Genomic DNA, 15,091 nt, shown 5'->3' with positions numbered 1-15,091 from the left:
GCTTAATCGAGGGCGGTCACGTCCTTGGGGCGGCCGTTCGTCATGACGATCTGGCGCATCGGGAACGGGATCTCGATGCCCTCGGCCTGGAAGCGGCGGTGCAGGCGCTTGATGAACTCGTGCTTGATGCGGAACTGCTCGCCGAACTCGTTGATCCGCAGGATGGCCGTGAAGTTGATGCTGGAATCGGCGAACGTGTGGAACCGGACGAGGATTTCAGCGTCCTTCACGCCACCCTCGACCTCGTTCATCACCTCGCCGCCGATCTCGGTCACGACCTTCTCCACGCGCTCCAGGTCGCTGTCGTAGGCGACGCTGGCCTGAATCAGCAGCGACATGTCCTGTGCCGGGCGGTGGAAGTTGGTCAAGATCGACTTCGAGAACTCCGCGTTCGGGATGACCTCGATGTTGTCGGACAGCGTGCGGATCGAGGTGTTGCGCCAGTTGATGTCGACGACATACCCCTCCTGCCCGCTGCTCAGCTTGATGTAGTCGCCGGGCTCCATGGTCTTGGACGCCAGCACGTGCACACCCGCGAACAGGTTGGCCAGGGTGTCCTGGAGCGCCAGGGCCACCGCGAGACCACCGACACCCAGGGCGCCGAGCAGAGGCGTGATCGACACCCCGAGGCTCTGCAACATCACCAGCATGCCGATGCCGAGAACGATCACCCGCGTGATGTTGCCGAAGATCGTGACGGACGAGTCCGGCCCCTGCCGGGCCAGCGTGACCGAGGTCACAATGCCCGCGATCAGCCGGGCGAGCGCGAACGTGACGCACAGGATGATCGCCGCCGAGAACACCTTGGCGGCGATGTTCTTCGTCTCGGGCTCGGGCTTCATGATCAGCGTCGCGATCCAGCCGCCGCCGGTGAGCGCGACCGGCACCGCCAGGTCGTGCAGCAGTTTGGCGATCAGGTCGTCCCACGCCCAGCGCGTGTCGCCGGCCCGGCGGGTCAGCCGCCCCAGCGCGATGCGGAGGGCGACCGCCAGTGCCAGCGCGCCCACCACCACGCTGCCCGCGGCGATGATCTGGCCCCACGACGGCTCATGCATGAACGGATCTCTCCCTCTCGACAACACGACCAATGCCGATAATCACCCGGATACGGCATTACTCCCAACCCGGCTCGATGGTAGTGAACCCTGGCACACCCGGGGACTAACCACGGAGACAGCCGATTACGATCACATACATGGAAGGCCTGGGACTGATGCGCCGCCTGGGGGTCTCGGCGCTGGGACTGCCGAACGGACCCCACCGGGTGACGATACGGCGGGACCTCGAAGTGCCGGTCGCCGACGGGGTGACGCTGCTCGCTGATCATTATGCCCCGGTCGATGTCGATCATGCGCCGACGATCCTGGTCCGTTCCCCGTACGGGAGGCGCGGGCCGTTCGGGCTGATGTGCGGCCAGACGTTCGCCTCGCACGGTTTCCAGGCCGTGGTGCAGAGCGTGCGCGGCGGCTTCGGCTCCGGCGGGGTGTTCGAGCCGCTCGACGAACGCGAGGACGGCCTGGCCACGGTCGAGTGGCTGAAGGCGCAGCCGTGGTTCGGCGGCACGTTCGCGATGCACGGCCCGAGCTATCTCGGCTATGTGCAGTGGGCGCTGGCCGCCGAGGCCGGGCCCGAGCTGAGGGCGCTGTCCATGCAGGTGACGGCCTCCACGTTCCGGGACGCGGTGAACGTCGGCGGCACGTTCGCGCTGGAGTCGGCCCTGATCTGGGTGGACCTCACGGCGCGCATGAAACACCCCCTGTCCGGCATCACCACCGGCATCATGTCGCCGCGCCGGGCCCGCCGCGCGACGTTGTCCGGCCGCCCGCTCGCCGAGCTCGACTCGCTCGCCACGGGCACCACGCAGCGCTTCTTCCAGGACCTGCTCACGAACGGCCCGGACACGCCGTTCTGGGACAAGCGCGACTTCAGCCCGACGGTGTCGCAGGTCGAGGCCCCGGTGAACATGACCGGCGGCTGGTACGACATCTTCCTGCCCTGGCAGCTCAAGGACTACGCGGCGCTGCGCGCTGGCGGGCACCACCCATACCTCACCATCGGGCCGTGGTTCCACGCCGACGCCAAGATGATGCGCGACTCGATCAGCGAGTCGATCCGCTGGTTCCGCGCGCACCTGCTGGACGAACCCTCCGAGCTGCGGGCCGATCCCGTACGGCTGTACGTCACCGGCGCCGGCGAGTGGCGGGACTTCCCGGACTGGCCCGTTCCGGGCATGCGCGAGGAACGCTGGCACCTGCAGCCCGGGGGCGGCCTCTCACCGGACGCGCCGCCCGAGTCGGAGCCGGACACCTACCGCTACGATCCGGCGCACCCGACGCCGTTCCTGGGTGGCCCGACGCTGCTCGGGGACACCCGTCCGCAGATCGACCAGCGCCGCCTGGAGCGCCGCCGCGATGTGCTCACGTTCACCTCCGAGGAGCTCACCGAGGACATGGAGGTCATCGGGCCCGTCGCGGCCGATCTCCACGTCAGGTCGAACCGGGAGCACACGGACTTCGTCGTACGGCTCTGCGACGTCGCGCCCGACGGCACCTCGCTCAACCTGTGCGAGGGCATGCGGCGCCTCGTTCCCGGCCCTCCGGAGCCGGACGGCGACGGCGTCCGGCACGTGGCGGTGGAGCTGTGGCCGGTGGGGCACCGCTTCGCGGCGGGCCATCGGATCCGCCTGCAGGTCTGCAGCGGGGCCTATCCGCGCGTGGCACGCAATCCGGGCACCGGAGATCCCATCGGCACGGCCACCCACCTGGTGGCCGCCGACCAGGAGATCTTCCACGCTCCCGGCCACCCCTCCGCCATCGTCCTCCCGGTCCTGCCACGCTGAACCGCAGCGGACCACAGCGGACCACAGCGGACGGCGGCGAACCCGCGAGCCGTCAGGCGCCGGCGCGGCTGCGGAGGGCCTCCAGGGCCTTGTCCGCGTGCACGTTCATCCGGATCTCGCTCTTGATCACTTCGAGCACCCGGCGGTCGGTGTCGATCACGAACGTCTGGCGCTTGGTCGGCGCGAGCGCGATGCCGCGCTTGACCCCGAACGCGGCGCGGACGGCTCCGTCGGCGTCCGAGAGCAGCGGGTAGCCGAAGCTGTGCTTGTCGGCGAACTCCTTCTGCTTGTCCACCGAGTCGGCGCTGATCCCGACCGGGTGCGCCCCGAGATCGGCCAGCTCGGCCTTGAGGTCGCGGAAATGGCAGGCCTCCGCGGTGCACCCGGCGGTCATCGCGGCCGGGTAGAAGAAGAGCACCACGGGCCCCAGCTCCAGCAGGCCGCTCAGCGTGCGCGGCGTGCCGGTCTCGTCGGGCAGTTCGAAGTCGTTGACCACGTCACCGGCGTTCATGCCGAGAAGCTATCCCATGGGACACGATCCAGGGCCGTGACGGCCGTCACGCAAGGAGGGCGGAAATCTCGCCGTGGGACCAGGCCCCGCGAGCCCCGGGACGTCCGGCCAGGTAGGCGGCGACGCGTCCGGCCGCCCAGCCGTGGGCCTCGCGCAGACCATTGCCGAGCATGGTCAGGTAGGGGGCGGTGGGCGCGTTCAGCTCGGCGCGGTCGGCGCCGTGGGGCGAGGTGAACGTGAGCATCGGGTGCCCATCGGCCGTGCCGACGCGCACCACCGTCTCGTACCGGCCGGGTCCGAGCCGCTGCCGCCCGCCGGCCGCCAGCACCTCCGAGAGGTCGGGGTCCTCACCCACCTCGCGGCGCATCTCCTGGGACATGACGTCGCAGAACTGCTGCCTGCTCAGCAGGTAGGCGCGGGCGGCGGCCCGGCCGGGGAGCTCGGGATCGTAGAAGGCCATGCCGCCGCCCCACGTCAGCGAGGTCAGCGCGAAGTAGATCCCGCCGGGCAGGTCGACGGGCCGCTCGGCGCGGGCCGGGCGGGCGTCACGGCAGCCCGTGTAGTGCCGGGCGCCGCCCTCCGGGCGGCCCCCGGCCAGGTAGCACGCGAACCGCTCACGGAACAGGTTCGAGCCGTACGCCACGTACCACAGGAGATTGTTGTCCACGTGACCAGGATGCCCCTCAGGACTGCTTCGTGGGGTCGGCGACCCGGGCGAGGAAGAGCGGCTCGCCGGTCTTGGTGTCGCGGACGAGCATCAGGTACGGGCGGTCGAACACGACCTTCATCCCGGGCTCCGGCGGGGCCGACGTCACCCCGATCCCGGTCCCGGTGGCCGCGGCGGCCTCGGTGCCCTTCTCGTCGACGAGCAGCGTCGCGGCGTGCCGCACGAACTGGATCTTCTTGGCGTCCGTGGAGATGCCCGTCAGGTCCGCCTGGTCGCTGAACGCCGCCCCCATGCCGAGGTCGGTCAACAGCGGCTTCATGTCGGCCTTGGACTTCAGCTTGGCCTTGGGCAGGTGCAGTTCGATGTCCGCGGGCTTCAGGGCCCCGGTGACCTCCTGGAGGGTGCCGGCGTCCAGGCCGGGGCAGCCGCCCCGGGCGGTGTCGGGGAGCAGGGCGGTCATGCTCAGCCGGCCGCCGGAGTACGGCAGGTCGACCGCCGTCCAGCCCTTCGTGCGGGCGTAGCCGAACATGCCGGCCCGGCTCATCATGTCGGTGTCGATCTTCTGCCCCGCGGCGGTGGTGAAGGATCGGGGCGCGGTGCTCGACTTCTTGAACGGCGTCGCCCACTTGGCCTTGAGGTAGACGGCGTCCGTGAGCACCCAGCCGGTGCTCTTGTTGACGGTGCCGCTGGGCAGCAGGTCGCCGATCTGGCCCCCTGTTGCCTTCTTGACCGCGTCGTTGATCGTCTGGCGGGCCCCCTCGGGGTCGCCGGTGATGTCCAGGAGCTTCAGCCCGGCGTCGTAGGCCGTGGCGACCTTGTCGAGATAGGCCTGGTCCGGCTTGAACCGCCGGTCGGACCACACCTGGTCGGTGGTGGTGAACGTCACGTCCTTGCCGCCGAAGCTCTTGAACGCCTGGTTGCGGGCGTGCAGGCCCGCCACCGGGTCACCGGCCGGCAACGCCAGCGTCCGCACCATCGCGGTGGCGGTCTGTCCCCGGGCGCCCAGCTGGACCATGCCCAGCCCGCTGGACAGGCTGCTCGGCGACAGGACCACGTTGGCGGTCGGCTCCTTGCCGCACCACGCCTTGAGCAAATTGAGCCCGAACGCCGAATCGGCTGCGGCGTAGGGGCGCGGGTCGGCGGCCGGCACCTTGGCGACCGCGCCTCGGAGGGTGGTCGCCTCCTGGCGTTCCGAGCCGCACGCGGCGGCCAGGGACAGGGCGGCGGCGCATCCCAGCGCTGTGCTCGTACGCAGAAATCCCATGGACGTCAGACGGGGGCGTGAAGGTTCGGGTTCCCTATCTCAGCGGAACTTTTTCCCCCAGAGCACCCCAAGAAGGTTTCGTGCACCCCAACTTCGGTTAGGCATTGGATCGAGCGGGTGTCTAAGACGACGACACCTCCTGGTTGCCCCTGCGCATATCCGGAGGTCGTGTCGTGTCTCGCCCCCTGAACATAGCCCTTGTCTCCGCTTCCACCGTGGAAAGCGACGAGGTGCAGTCGGTTCACGTTCGAGAATTGGCCCGCGCCTTGGGCCGCCCGACGCCGGATGGTCACGCCGACCGCCAGGTCACGCTGCACACCCGCCGCCATGACGAGGCGGCGCGCACGCGGACCCGGCTCAGCCCCGGCGCGACCCTGACCCAGCTGAAGGCCGGGCCGCCCCGCCTTCTCTCCGACGACGAGGTCCTGCCGCACGTGAGCGAGCTGGCCTCCGGCCTGCACCGCCGCTGGTCCACCCCCCATGGCAAGCCCGATCTCGTGCACGCGCACGGCTGGATCGCGGGCCTGGCCGCCACCGCCGCCGCCCGCGACCTGGACGTCCCGGTCGTGCAGAGCTACCACAGCCTGGGCATGATCGAGCGGAAGGCCGGCAAGTCCGTGCACCCGGCCCGGATACGCATGGAGAAGGCGATCGGCCGCGGCGCCGACGCGGTCCTGGCGGGCTGCGTCTACGAGGCCGAGAAGCTCGTCCGGATGGGCATCCCGCGTACCCGGATCGGCATCACCCCCTACGGCGTGGACAGCGACCAGTTCAACCAGCTCGGCCCGTCCCTGCCGCGCGGCGACCTGGACCGCCTGGTGGTCCTGTCCACCGATCTGGAGGACGGCGGTACCGCCACCGCCATCCGTTCCCTCGTGCACATCCCGAACGCCGAGCTCGCGATCACCGGCGGCCCGGTCCGCGAGGAGCTGGAGGGGGACGTCACGGTGCACCGGCTCCGGCTGCTGGCCAAGGAGCTCGGCGTGGACGACCGCGTGATCTTCCTCGGCGGCGTGCCCCGCAAGACCCTGCCGCGGCTGCTGCGCACCGCCAAACTGGCGCTGTGCCTCGCCCCGTACGGCACCTCGCCGCTCGCGCCGCTCGAGGCGATGGCCTGCGGCGTGCCCGTCGTCGCCACCCCCGTCGGCGGCAGCGCCGACAGCGTGCTGGACGGGATCACCGGCCTGCACGTGCCGCCGGGCCGCCCCACCGCGATCGGCCGGGCCGTCCGCCTCCTGCTCTCGGAGGAGACCACCCTGGCCGGGTACTCGATCGCCGCGGCCGACCGGGCGCACTCCCGCTACTCCTGGGACCGGATCGCCGCCGAGACGGCCAGGGCCTACACAAAGATCGTGGAGAGGTGCCACCCGGTGGAATACTCGGGCGAGTGGGAGACCAGCACGACCTGATCGGACGGCGGACCGAGCTCGGCGAGCTCACCGGCGCGCTCGACCGCGCCGCCGCCGGCCAGGCGGGCGTCGTTCTGATCACCGGCGACGCGGGAGTCGGCAAGAGCCGGCTGGTCGCCGAGCTCGCCGCCGTCGCCAGGAATCGCGGCGGAGCCGCGCCGGGGGGTGTGGGGGGTCGTCCCCCCTCGGACAGCGCTGACCGGGGGGCCACCGTCTTGATCGGCCAGTGCGCCGAGCTCGGCGAGGGCATGCCTTACCTGCCGCTCACCGACGCCCTGTGGACCGCCGCCCGGGACCCGCTCACCTCCCCCGCCGAACGCCAGGCCCTCCGCGACGCGCTCGACAGCCGGCCGGTGCTCGCCCGCCTCCTCCCGGACGGCGGCGGGCAACCGGCCGGCAGCGCGCCGGACGTCGTCCAGCAGCAGCTGTTCGGCGCCACCCTCGGCCTGCTGGGCGAACTCTCCGCCGACCGGCCCGTGCTGCTCGTCCTGGAAGACCTCCACTGGGCGGACGCCTCGACGCGGCACCTGCTCACGTTCCTCAGCCGTGTGCTCCAGCGGGAGCGGGTGTGCCTGGTCGGCACGTACCGTTCCGACGACCTGCATCGGCGCCATCCGCTCCGGCCCGTCGTGGCCGAGCTGCTGCGGCTGCCGAGCGTGTCGGGGATCGAGCTGCACCCCTTCGGCCCCGAGGAGACGGCCGACTACCTGGCCGCGCTCGACGGGTCGCCGGGCGGACCGGGACGGTCCGCCGAGATCGCCCGCCGGGTGTACGACCGTTCCGAGGGCAATCCCTTCTACGCCGCCGAGCTCTTCGCGGCCGCCCAGACCGGCGACGACCTGCCGGCCGGGCTCGCCGATCTCCTGCTGTCGCGGCTGGAGCGGCTGTCGGAGGCGGCCCAGCAGGTGGTCCGGGTCGCCGCGGTCGCCGGGCGGCGGGTGGACGACGAGCGGGTCCGGCAGGTCTCGGGACTGGACGAGGCGGCCGTCGGGCCGGCGCTCCGCGAGATCGTGTCGCATCGTCTCCTCGTGCCGGACGGCTCTGACGGCTACGCCTTCCGGCACGCCCTGCTGCGCGAGGCCGCCCTGACCGATCTCCTGCCGGGCGAGGCGACCCGGCTGCACGCCGCGTTCGCCGCCCTGCTGGCCCGCGACGCCGCGGCCGGGCTGCGCGGGGCGGCAGCCGAGCTCGCCCACCACAGCCTCCAGGCCCACGACCTGCCGGGCGCGTTCGCCGCGTCGGTCCGGGCGGGGCAGGAAGCGGAGGAGACGGGGGCTCCGGCCGAGGCGCACGAGCACTACGACCGGGCCTTGTCATTGTGGGACGCGGTGCCGGACCCGGAGGCGGCCGCCGGAATGGACCGGATCCGGCTCTCCCTGAGCGCCGTTCGCGCGTCCGGGCGGTCCGGTGAGATCCGCCGGGCCGTCGCACGGCTGCGGCGGCTCGTGGAGCTGGTGGATCCCGCCGACGTGCGGATGCGCTCGGTGGTCTACGACAGCCTCGCGTACTATCTCGGCGACCTGGACGAGGAGGACGAGTCGCTGGCCGTGGCCCGTGCCGCGCTCGATCTGCTTCCGGCGGATCCGCCGACGCCGGAACGCGCCTCCCTTCTGGCCACCTACGTGCGCACGATGCTCTTCAAGGAGCAGCACACCGAGATCCCCGAGGTCGCGCAGGAGGCCATCGACGTGGCGCGGGCCACCGGTGCCGCCGACGCGGAGGCGAGCGCACTGACCTCGCTCGGCCTCTACCGCGAGTCCAGGGAGGCGGCGTCCGACCTCGCCGAGCTCTTCATCCGCGCCCGCGACCTGGCGATCGGTGCCGGCAACATGCAGGTGGCGCTGCGCTCCGCGTTCCACATCGCCCGGACCAAATTCGACCGCGGCGACCTGGCCGGCGCGGCGGAGGCGGCTGACGAGGGCGTGCGGTTCACCCTCGGCAAGGGCCTCGGCTGGAGCCGGTACGGCACGACGCTGCGCTGCATGCACTTCCTGATCTTCTACACGACCGGCGACTGGGAGGAGGCGGGGCGGCTGGCGGCCGGTTTCGGGATCCGGGTGGGCCGTTCCATCGAGGCGGAGGTCTCCTCGTATGCGCTGTTCCTGGACGTGGCGCGGGGCAGCGACACCGTCGAGGAGCGGCTGCGCTGGCTGGAGCCGCTCTGGGACGACGACTGGCTGATCGGCTACATCGCGCGCGGGCTCGCGGCCGAGCACGCCCTGTGGCGCGGCGACACCGGCACCGCGCTCGACCATGTGGCGGGTGCCCTGGTCCACATGGACCCCTACGACACCCCCAACATCCGGGTCGCGGCCACGGCCGTCTCGGCCCACGCCGACCGGGCCGTCCGCGCCCGGGCCGCCGGAGATCACGCCGCCGAGCGGGCCGCCATGGCGGGCGCCGACAAGTTCGTCAAGCTGGCCCGGGACTCCGCCACCTGCACGCCCGACGGCCAGACCCGGGCCTGGCTCGGAGTGGAGGGCCACGCCTGGCTGGCCCGGGTGGAAGCCGAACGGGCCCGCGCGTACGGCGACAACGACCCCGCGCTGTGGCGGGCCGCGGTGAAGGCCTTCGACTACGGATTCGTGTACGAAGTGGCGCGGTCACGGTGGCGGCTGGCCGAGGCGCTGGTCGAGCGCGGCGAACGTGTGGAGGCCATGTCCGAGTGGGAGTCGGCCGTCCGGGACGCCGAACGGCTCGGCGCGGCGCCCCTCCTCCAGGCCCTCGACGACCTCGGCACGCGCGCCCGCCTAGGCTCCGCCCCCGCCGCCACCACTGCTTCCGCTGCCGCCGCCGCTGCTTCCGCGGGCCGTTCCGGGCCGTTCGACGCGCTGACCGTACGGGAGCACGAGGTGCTCCGGCTCGTCGCGGAAGGGCGGAACAACCGGGAGATCGCGGCGGCGCTGTTCATCTCGCCGAAGACCGCGAGCGTCCACGTCTCCAACATCCTCGCCAAGCTGGGCGTGGCGAGCCGTACCCAGGCCGCCGCCGTCGCCCACCGCGAGGGCCTGACCGACGGCGGCTGAGTTTATTGCTCTCGCGGCCTCGGGCCCTCGCCTGGCGGCTCGGACCCGAACCGCAAAAGCGGCGAACGCGACATCGCTTCGCGATCTTCGAGGAAAGCTTCGCCTGCGGCTCGCTTCCCTCTCAGGTAGCGCGTTCGCGGGGTGGCTGAGCGCCGTTATTTGTCCCAGGCCACCATGAACTCGGCCAGCGAGATCTTCCCGTCCACGTCGCCGTCGCGTTCGTCCGCGGCCTTGAAGATCGAGTCGAGCTCGACGGTGGTGACCTCCTCGCCGCGCTTGTTCAGGGCGGCGGCGAACTCCTCGCGGGTGATGTAGCCGTCACCGTCGCGGTCGAACTCCTTGAACGTGGCGGTCGGGTCGAGATCGGCCATGACGAACCTTTCGATGCACACTTACCGGACAAACCAGCATCGAAGCATGATCTCGCCTCGTCCACTGCCGGAATGGACGACTACCGGAGGAGGCCGCGACCGGGAGTGAGCGGCAGGTCGAGCGCGGTGAGGAGCCCCGCCGGGGACCGCACGACGGCCGGCACCGCGTTCACGAGCCGCATCGCCGTGGCCTTCAGCCCGGCGGTGTTGTGGTCGCCGTCGGTGCCCAGAAGCTGCAGGTCGAGCGTGTAGTTCGGCTCGCCGCTGACCACCACGCGGTAACAGCCGGCTCCCGCGGGCTGCGGCCAGTCCGGCGCGAGGTCGTCGCGCAGGCGTGTGACGTGTTCGAGCACGATGACCGGACGCCCGCCGAGCATGCCGCGCACCTCGAAGCGGAGCGCGGCCGCGGTGCCCTTCTCGATGGTGCCGGAGGCCACCTGGAAGGTCTCGGGGGCGGGCAGCCTCACGTGGTGCTCCTCGACCGCGTCCAGCTCCACGTCCAGCCCGGCGGCGATCTGGCGGACGACGCTGCCCCAGGCCATCGTCAGCACGCCCGGCTGCAGCAACATCGGCACGTCGTCGAGCGACCCGCCGAAGCCCATGATGTCGAAGAGCACCGTGCCCTGGTCGTACGTGGCGTAGTTGAGGATCTCCAGGCAGCGGACCTCCTCGACGCGTTCGCTGATCCCGGTGAGGACGAGCGGGAGCACGTCGTTGGCGAAGCCGGGGTCGATGCCGTTCACGAAGACCGAGGCGTTGCCCTCCACCGCGGCGTCGCGAACGGGCTGCGACATCTCCGGCGGCACCACGCCTTCGGGGAACTGCAGGAACACCGGGCTGCTCGAGACCACGTTCACGCCCGACCGCAGGATCCGGCAGAGGTCGTCGATGGCCTCCATGATGCGCACGTCGGCCATGGCCGTGTAGACGACGCAGTCGGGCCGCAGCCCGAGCACCTCGTCCTCGTCGCCGGACGCGGCCACGCCGAGAGAACGCCCGAGCCCGGCCAGCTCCCCGGCGTCCTTACCGACCTTGGCGGGGTTGGACACCCAGACCCCGGCCAATTCGAGCTCGGGATGCGCGTCGATCCCCGCCAGCGCGTGCCGCCCGACGTTTCCGGTGCTCCACTGCACCACCCGGTACGTCACAGGTCCTCCAGTCCGAGGTCGAGGTTGGGCCGGTCGATGCCGCCGTCGACCTCCAGCACCGAGCCGGTGACGTACGCGCCGGCGGGCGAGGCGAGGTAGAGCACGGCGGCCGCCACGTCCTCCGGATCGCCGACGCGGCGCAGTGGCGTGTTGTCCTCCATCTGCGTCCGCAGCTCGTCGTTGGTCATGACGATGTCGAGCGCGGAGGTGGCCACCGAGCCGACCGCGATCGCGTTGACGCGGATCTTCGGTGCGAGGTCGAGCGCGGCCAGCCGCGTGTAGTGGGCGAACGCGGCTTTGGCGCTGCCGTACGCCAGGAAGCCGCGGCCCGCGACGCGCCCCATCACCGACGAGATGTTGACGACGGACCCGCCGGGTGCGCCCGGGGCGGTTTCTCGCGACTTGAGCAGGTGCGGCACGGCCGCCCGGGTGAGCGCGTGAGCGATGCCGACGTTGAACTGGAACGCGTTCTCAAGATGCTCGGGGGTCGTGTCGAGGAACCCGCGCGGCATGGTGCCGCCCACGTTGTTGACCACGATGTCGAGCCGCCCGAACGCGTCGGCCGCGCGGTCCGCCAGTGCGGCCGCGGCGTCGAGATCGGAGAGGTCGGCCGGCACCACGAGCGCCCGCCGTCCCGTTGCCTCGATCTCCGTCGCCACCTTGGCCAACTGCTCTTCCGTGCGGGCGGAGACGACGACGTCCGCACCGGCCTGGGCGAGCGCCACCGCACTCGCCGCGCCGATGCCGCGGCCGGCGCCGGTGACGACGGCGACCCTTCCCTCGACTCGGAACCGATCCAGGATCACAGGCGCCACCTCCGGGCTGCTCGGCTGCCCCGTCAGCCTGGCATTGATTAGAACGTGTTGCAATAACTTGCCGACGCCATGACGTCATGACCCGGCGTTCACCACAGCGGTGCCGCCTGCTCCCGGCGGCACCGTGACGGGCGGAGTGGACCACCGGCGCGCGGAGTGGACCATGACTCGCCAGGCGGGCCGGACAACCCCTGATCACGGCATGGCCCAGTGCGCCGTACGTGAAGAACGCACCGGGCCAATCGTGAAGGACACACGGGCAACTGTTGAGGATACGACTAGTCCTTTCTGGTGGTATCCGAAATTCTCCCTTATGCAGCGACTCGGGAGGCGAATCGATGGACCAGTACGAGCCCTATTGCCTGGCCGACCGGCTTTTTTATGACAAGCTCGGCGAAGACCAGACTGAGGCCTCGGACTTCTCGTTCGTCCATCGCGAAGTGCCTGCGGACTGGGTCCGCATCGAGACCGACACGTGGATGTACTACGGCCTCGCCGACGGCGATCCGCTGCCGTCCCAGGGCTGGAAGATCCACGTCTCCGCCCGCCTGGACGACGCCGAGCGCGCCTTGGGCGTCCTTTGGGACTACTGCGTTCCTCGCGGAATCGCCTTCAAATACCTGCGGGGCCAGTCCGCTCTGGTCATGTTCAACGCGAAGACGGCTTCACGATCATCAAGCGGGAAACTCGCGACCATTTACCCGCGGGACAGCGATGAGCTGGAAGTGGTTCTCAAGGACCTGGACGAGCTCCTGCGCGGCGTCGAAGGACCGTACATCCTGAGCGATCTCCGCTATGGGCAGGGGCCGCTCTACGTCCGCTATGGCGGTTTCGCCGAGCGTAAGGTCCTCAGCCAGAACGGCGAGCTGGTGCTCGCCCTGGAGGACGGGGAAGGGCGCCTGGTCCCGGACGTCCGCGGGGCGACCTTCAGCGTCCCGGAATGGACGACCCTCCCCGCGTTCCTCGAACCGCATCTGGCCGCCCGCAACGCCGTCACGACCACCGACCTGCCCTACCAGATCGAGACCGTGCTGCATTTCTCCAACGGCGGAGGGGTGTACCTCGCACGTGACAAGCGCTCCGGCGACCGGGTCGTGCTCAAAGAGGCCCGCCCGCACGCCGGCCTCGACGCCGCAGGTCGCGACGCCGTCACCCGGCTCAAGCACGAACGCGACATCCTCAAGCGGCTCGCCGGGCTCGACGCCGTGCCCGCCCTGCACGACTACTTCACGCTCGGCGACCATCACTTCGTCGTCCAGGAGTTCGTCGACGGCAACCCGTTGCAGCGGATGCTCGTGCAGCGCTACCCGCTGACCCGCGCCACCTGCACCGAAGAGACGCTGGCCGACTACACCGCGTGGGCCGTCGACATGTTGGAACGTGTCGAAGCGGCGGTGCGGACGCTCCACGAGCGCGGCGTTGTGTTCGGTGACCTGCATCCCAACAACATCCTGGTGACCGCGGACGGCCGGCCCGTTCTGATCGACTTCGAGGTCGCCACGCTGGCCGCCGACGAGGCCCGGTCCACGCTGGCCAACCCGGCCTTCGCACCGCCGCGCGACCGGACCGGGGTGGCCGCGGACCACTACTCGCTGGCGTGCCTGCGGATGGGCCTGTTCGCCCCGCAGACGACGATCATGCTGATGATGCACCGGCAGAAGATCACTCAGCTCGCCGGGCTCATCGAGCAGACCTTCCCGGTGCCCGCCGAGGTGATCGACGAGGCGCGCGAGTTCATCCTCGGGGACGAGCCGGAAGACGACGGCGGCGCGATGCGGGACCTGCCGCTGCCAGGCGCCGCGCCCTGGCCGGACGTGCGGGACGCCCTGCGCCGGGCCATCCTCGCCAGCGCCACCCCCGAACGAGACGACCGGCTCTTCCCCGGCGACGTGGCGCAGTTCCAGCCAGGGGGCGGCATCAACATCGCGACCGGTGCTGCGGGCGTCCTGTATGCGCTCTCCGAGACCGGGGACGAACGTTTCCCCATGTACGAGACCTGGCTGAGCAAGCGTGCGCTGGAGCCGGCGTCCGGCACCAGTCTGGGCTTCTATGACGGGCTGCACGGCGTGGCGTACGTGCTGGAACGGCTCGGCCGGCGGCAGCACGCCCTCGACGTCGTGGACATCACCCTCAAGGAGAAGTGGGAGATCCTCGGCCCCAGCCTGCGCACCGGCCTGTCCGGCCTGGGCCTGAACCTCCTCCACCTCAGCGAGCGCACCGGCGAACCGGGCCTCCGCGAGGTCGCCGACAAGATCGTCGACATCTGCGCCGACCGGCTCGGCGGACCCGAGGACGTACCGGAGATCAGCGGCGGCGACAACCCGCGCGCCGGTCTGCTGCACGGCTCCTGCGGCCCGGCGTTGCTCTTCATGCACGCGTACGAGCGGACCGGCGACGCGGCCCTGCTGGACAAGGCCGCAGACGCCCTGCGCCAGGACCTGCGCCGCTGTATCCGGCCGCAGGACGGCTCGCTGCAGGTCAACCAGGGCTGGCGTTACCTGCCGTACCTGGAAGAAGGCTCGGTCGGGCTCGGCCTGGCGGTGGCGCGCTACCTCGCCCTCCGCCCGGACGACGCTCACGGGTTCGCCCAAGACCTGGCGGATCTCCGCCTCATCGCACGGTCCGGCTATTTCGTCCTGCCAGGGCTCTTCAACGGCCGCGCCGGCATCATCGCCGCGCTGGCCATGGGCCTGCGACACGGCGCAGACGGCGCCCAGCCAGACAGCGTCGGCCCAGACAGCGCCGACCTCAACAGCGCCGACCCGCTGCTGCCGCAGCAGATTCGCGGGCTCCAGTGGCACGCCATGCCGTACGGCGGTGGCCTGGCCTACCCGGGCGACCAGTTGCTGCGGCTCTCCATGGACTTCGCCACCGGCACGGCCGGAGTCCTGTTCGCGCTCCACGCCGCTTCGAACGCGGGGCGCGTGTTCCTCCCCTTCATCAGCCCGCCCGGCGGCGCACAGGTCCTGGCCAAGGAACCTCTGCGCGTGGACACGCCGGACCGGGACAACCCCAGCGAGCAACGGGAGGAGGTGTAAAAC

The 15,091-nt window shown here is 71.0% G+C and carries 11 protein-coding genes; 4 read left to right on the top strand and 7 right to left on the bottom strand.

Translation table 11 applies throughout. The annotated features are described in order from the left end of the window. Positions 1–2: 2 nt before the first annotated feature. A complete protein-coding gene (locus ACH34W_RS03005) occupies positions 3–1,055 on the bottom strand; it encodes a mechanosensitive ion channel family protein (RefSeq protein ID WP_395959101.1) in 1,053 nt (350 codons plus the stop codon). Between the two features lie 140 nt (positions 1,056–1,195). Between ACH34W_RS03005 and ACH34W_RS03000 the strand changes: the two genes are divergently transcribed. After that, positions 1,196–2,839: a CocE/NonD family hydrolase gene (locus tag ACH34W_RS03000; RefSeq protein ID WP_395959100.1), complete on the top strand. Its 1,644-nt coding sequence runs from the start codon at positions 1,196–1,198 to the stop codon at positions 2,837–2,839. A 52-nt stretch (positions 2,840–2,891) separates the two neighbouring features. Here ACH34W_RS03000 and ACH34W_RS02995 read toward each other — a convergent pair whose 3' ends face one another. The 3 genes from ACH34W_RS02995 to ACH34W_RS02985 are packed head-to-tail and all read right to left on the bottom strand — an operon-like array spanning position 2,892 to position 5,281. Continuing rightward, complete coding sequence (locus tag ACH34W_RS02995; RefSeq protein WP_395959099.1) at positions 2,892–3,350, bottom strand: peroxiredoxin; 459 nt, start codon at positions 3,348–3,350, stop codon at positions 2,892–2,894. A gap of 46 nt (positions 3,351–3,396) precedes the next feature. Next, positions 3,397–4,017: a histone deacetylase gene (locus ACH34W_RS02990; protein WP_395959098.1), complete on the bottom strand. Its 621-nt coding sequence runs from the start codon at positions 4,015–4,017 to the stop codon at positions 3,397–3,399. 16 nt (positions 4,018–4,033) lie between these two features. After that, on the bottom strand, positions 4,034–5,281 hold the full coding sequence (locus ACH34W_RS02985; protein WP_395959097.1) for a serpin family protein: 1,248 nt from the start codon (positions 5,279–5,281) through the stop codon (positions 4,034–4,036). A 215-nt stretch (positions 5,282–5,496) separates the two neighbouring features. Here ACH34W_RS02985 and ACH34W_RS02980 point away from each other — a divergent pair, with 215 nt between their 5' ends. Together ACH34W_RS02980 and ACH34W_RS02975 are read left to right on the top strand one after the other, a co-directional pair. Further along, on the top strand, positions 5,497–6,690 hold the full coding sequence (locus tag ACH34W_RS02980; protein ID WP_395959096.1) for a glycosyltransferase: 1,194 nt from the start codon (positions 5,497–5,499) through the stop codon (positions 6,688–6,690). Continuing rightward, positions 6,669–9,716: an AAA family ATPase gene (locus tag ACH34W_RS02975; RefSeq protein ID WP_395959095.1), complete on the top strand. Its 3,048-nt coding sequence runs from the start codon at positions 6,669–6,671 to the stop codon at positions 9,714–9,716. The genes ACH34W_RS02980 and ACH34W_RS02975 overlap by 22 nt, the downstream gene beginning before the upstream one ends. A 155-nt stretch (positions 9,717–9,871) precedes the next feature. On the opposite strand, the gene ACH34W_RS02970 is transcribed toward ACH34W_RS02975, so the two are convergent. From ACH34W_RS02970 to ACH34W_RS02960, 3 genes are all read right to left on the bottom strand, one after another. Next, positions 9,872–10,087 (bottom strand): EF-hand domain-containing protein, encoded by a 216-nt coding sequence (locus tag ACH34W_RS02970; RefSeq protein ID WP_395959094.1) that lies wholly within the window; start codon positions 10,085–10,087, stop codon positions 9,872–9,874. Between the two features lie 80 nt (positions 10,088–10,167). Continuing rightward, on the bottom strand, positions 10,168–11,235 hold the full coding sequence (locus ACH34W_RS02965) for a dihydrodipicolinate reductase (protein WP_395959093.1): 1,068 nt from the start codon (positions 11,233–11,235) through the stop codon (positions 10,168–10,170). Continuing rightward, a complete protein-coding gene (locus tag ACH34W_RS02960; protein ID WP_395959092.1) occupies positions 11,232–12,041 on the bottom strand; it encodes an SDR family oxidoreductase in 810 nt (269 codons plus the stop codon). Before ACH34W_RS02960 ends, ACH34W_RS02965 begins: the two co-directional genes overlap by 4 nt. 347 nt (positions 12,042–12,388) lie before the next feature. Between ACH34W_RS02960 and lanKC the strand changes: the two genes are divergently transcribed. Then, the gene (lanKC, locus tag ACH34W_RS02955) at positions 12,389–15,088 is read left to right on the top strand and encodes a class III lanthionine synthetase LanKC (RefSeq protein WP_395959091.1); all 2,700 of its coding nucleotides are present in this window, start codon (positions 12,389–12,391) and stop codon (positions 15,086–15,088) included. The last annotated feature ends 3 nt before the right edge of the window (positions 15,089–15,091 follow it).

Origin of the sequence: Actinomadura sp. 6N118 (assembly GCF_044326415.1) — a bacterium.
Lineage (GTDB): Bacteria > Actinomycetota > Actinomycetes > Streptosporangiales > Streptosporangiaceae > Spirillospora.
Note: the sequence above shows the minus strand (reverse complement) of the source record. Positions and strands in the feature narration are given on the sequence as shown.